Source organism: Bradyrhizobium sp., from assembly GCF_049512235.1.
In the GTDB taxonomy this organism is placed as follows: domain Bacteria; phylum Pseudomonadota; class Alphaproteobacteria; order Rhizobiales; family Xanthobacteraceae; genus Bradyrhizobium.
Map to the genome: position 1 here is coordinate 1 of NZ_JBEKXH010000605.1, position 3,522 is coordinate 3,522.

3 protein-coding genes are annotated in these 3,522 nt (G+C 63.3%); 2 read left to right on the forward strand and 1 reads right to left on the reverse strand.

Going from position 1 to position 3,522, the window contains the following annotated elements; genetic code table 11:
* Window positions 1–1,199: cysteine--tRNA ligase (cysS, locus tag ABSG20_RS32555; protein ID WP_423868554.1), on the reverse strand; the 1,199-nt coding region annotated here is incomplete at its 3' end.
* A 287-nt stretch (window positions 1,200–1,486) separates the two neighbouring features.
* Here cysS and ABSG20_RS32560 point away from each other — a divergent pair.
* Window positions 1,487–1,792, forward strand: a complete 306-nt coding sequence (locus ABSG20_RS32560; protein ID WP_423868555.1) for a hypothetical protein — start codon at window positions 1,487–1,489, stop codon at window positions 1,790–1,792.
* A gap of 258 nt (window positions 1,793–2,050) precedes the next feature.
* Window positions 2,051–3,199: a DUF2865 domain-containing protein gene (locus ABSG20_RS32565; RefSeq protein ID WP_423868556.1), complete on the forward strand. Its 1,149-nt coding sequence runs from the start codon at window positions 2,051–2,053 to the stop codon at window positions 3,197–3,199.
* Window positions 3,200–3,522: the final 323 nt, after the last annotated feature.

Here is a 3,522-nt window from a genome sequence, read left to right on the forward strand (position 1 = left end):
GAATTTGCTGCCGCAAAATCCCCCTTTCGAGCCAATTCCGCTAGTCCGTGCATCTCCGCAATTGCCAACGGAGTGTTCAAATCATCTGACAATGCTTTTATGATTGGAGGTGCCGGAGCGCCCTCCCGTCCAGAAGATGTTCCACTACGCTCCAAAATATTAGCCCAATTGAGAATTGTTCGTTCCGAGTCTTCTAAGCCCTTCACGGTCCAATCGATCGGCGAACGGTAGTGGGTCCTTAGCATCGCAAATCGCAATGTTGGACCGCCCCATGATCTGCCACCAAATTTATTCGTCTCGAGCAACTCCCGGATCGTGACAAAATTGCCGAGGCTCTTCGACATCTTGTCGCCTTCGACCTGGAGGAAGCCGTTGTGCATCCAGACGTTGGCCATGCGCTCGGCATGAAAGGCGCAGCAGGTTTGCGCGAGTTCGTTCTCGTGATGCGGAAACACCAGATCGATGCCGCCGCCGTGGATGTCGAACTGCTCGCCGAGATGTTTCCACGCCATGGCCGAGCATTCGACGTGCCAGCCCGGACGACCCTCGGCCTTGATGCCCGAAGGCGACGGCCAGGACGGCTCGCCCGGTTTCGACGGCTTCCAGAGCACAAAATCGGCGGCGTCGCGCTTGTAGGGCGCGACATCGACGCGGGCGCCCGCAATCATCTCGTCCAGCGTGCGCTTGGCGAGCGCGCCGTAGCGCGGCAGGAGAGAATTCGCCGCGTTCATCGCCTGCGGCGAGAACAGCACGTGGTCTTCGGCGACGTAGGCAAAACCACCCTGCACCAGGCGCTCGATGATGGCGCGCATCTCGGCGATATGTTCGGTCGCGCGCGGCTCGACCGTCGGACGCAGGCAACCGAGGGCGTCGACATCGTCGTGGAACTGTTTCTCGGTCTGTTCGGTCACCCTGCGGATTGCCTGGTTCAGCGGCAGGCCCGGAAAATCCCGCGCGGCGCGGTCGTTGATCTTGTCGTCGACGTCGGTGATATTGCGGACATAGGTCACATGCCCGGCGCCGTAGAGATGCCGCAACAGCCGGAACAGCACGTCGAACACGATCACCGGGCGGGCATTGCCGATATGGGCGAAGTCATAGACCGTCGGTCCGCAGACATACATGCGCACATTGTTGCGATCGAGCGGCACGAAAGTGCGCTTGTCACGGGTCAACGTATCGTAGAGGCGCAAATCCATGGAAATCCCGTCCCCTGCGGCCGGGCGTCCAGTGATCTCGGGTGAGAAAAGACGGCCTCAGCCAGCGTGTCGCTAGCTCGTAATCTCGCGGCAAATGCCACAAATGGTGAGGTGACCGTACATGGGAATTACCATGGGCCAGCACAGGGGATGGCGTCAAGTGCCTCGGAAATGCCTGCTTGGGAAACGAAACGGCCGGGCCGCCAAATGGGGGAGCGCCATGGTTAATCATTCTTAAGGTTTTGGGCGTATCGTATGCAGGCTGCTCTCTCACTCACCGGTGCAATATGCGAACCAAGTCAGCGCTTTTGGCCTTTAGTTTCCTGCTCGCCGCCACGGCAGCCTCAGCTGACAGCCGCGTTTTCATCATCGCCAACCAGGCTGACGGTTATGGCGTCGACCAGTGCCTGGCCAGAGGCGAAAAATGCGGCGCCTACGCCGCCCGGTCCTATTGCCAGTCACGGGATTTCGCCCAAGCCACGTCATACCGGCGGATCGACCCGGATGAAATCACCGGGTCGGTCCCCAAGGTGGCCGCGACCTGCAGCCATGGCGGTTGCAACGAATACGTCGCCATTACCTGCCAACGCTAAAGGCCGTCCCTCGCGGCAAGCGCGCCGAGCCGGTTCCCGCGCCATACCAGCGCCCCGGAAACGACGTGACGCTGCCCCGGGAAGCGGCTAATGGATGCCGCGCCGGTAGAACCCCAATGGGTTCGCCAGCGCGCCATTGTCCTCGCCTATGATGTGGGCAAGATGGCAACTGGTTTTTCGGAAAGATCATGCTCAATCAAAGTGATGAGACCATGATCTGATGCAATCTGATCGGATCACAGGATCGAATGGCCGGATATGCTGGAAACGCTGACATCCCCCTGCTCCCGTTGGATATTGGTCGGTGCTGCGCTGCTTTGCGCCAGCCTGCTGAGCGTCGAGGCCCAGGCGCAGAATCCGGGGCCGCCGCCGCAGGGCGCGCCGCCGCTCAATCCGATGTGCCCGCGGCTTGAAGCCCAATTGGCGGCCATCGACCGCGGTGGCGCCGGCGACCCGGCCAAGGACGAGCAAATCCGCCGCTACCAGGAGGCTGCGACCCGGCAGCAAAGCGAGCTCGATCGCGTCACCTCGCAGGCCAAGCGGATGGGCTGCGACAGTTCGGGGTTTTTCTCGCTGTTCTCCGGCCAGTCGGCGCAATGCGGTCCGGTCAACAACCAGATCCAGCAGATGCGGGCCAACCTCGATCAGATCACGACCAGCCTCGAGAGGCTGCGCGGCGGCCTTGGCGGCGGCGACCGCGACAACCAGCGCCGCTCGGTCCTGCTGGCACTGGCGCAGAACGATTGCGGGCCGCAATATGCCAACGCCGCGCCCGGCCCCGGCAATTTTCTGCAGAACCTGTTCGGCAACAACAATCCCAGCAGCAATCCGAACCCGCCGGGCGCCGATCCCGGGCCGCAATCCGGCACCTTCCGCACGGTCTGCGTCCGCAGCTGCGACGGCTTTTATTTTCCGATTTCGTTTGCCACCGTCCCGGGCCGCTTCCCGGACGACGAGAAGACCTGCAAGGCGCTGTGCCCGGCGGCGGAAGCCAATCTCTTCACCTATCGCAACCCCGGCGAAGACATCAGTTCGGCGGTCTCCATCAACGGTCAGCCCTATTCATCGATCCCGAATGCCTTTCACTACCGCCAGGAGTTCAGTCCCACCTGCTCCTGCAAGGCTGCCGGACAGACCTGGTCCGACGCGCTGAAAAGCATCGACGACAAAGCCGCCGCCGAACAGCAAGGCGACATCATCGTCACCGAAGAGGGCGCCAAGAAGATGTCGCGGCCGCTGCCAAAACCGACCCCGGCCGCCGCCAGGAAGGGAGCCGGGCCTGCCAACGCCGCGGCACCCGCGCCGCCGGCGCCGGATGCGGCGGCGGCTCCGGCGCCGTCCACCGGCACTGCGCCGGACAACAAGACGATCCGCTCGGTCGGGCCGACTTTTATTCCGCCGCGCTGATCGATGTCGAAGGCGTCTCGGGCGTCGTGGCGCGCCAGCCGGCACGACGCATGCAAAATTCAATTCATGTCATCATCGCAAAAATTAAATGCCCGCGCCGAGAAATCGGTCGCGGGTTTTTTGTTGGCCGTAAGCCAGCCTGGCCCAGACCAGCCAGCGGGTGCGCCGATCTCCCCTCCCCCCGCGCGCATCGCGCGTGGCGGGGAGGGGTCGGGGGTGGGGGGTCCATCGGCAGGAACCGCTGCTTCGGTGAATGCCGCGCCACCCCCCCCCCCCCACCCCACCCCCCCCCGGCGGGGGGGGGGGGGGGGGGGGGGGGGGGG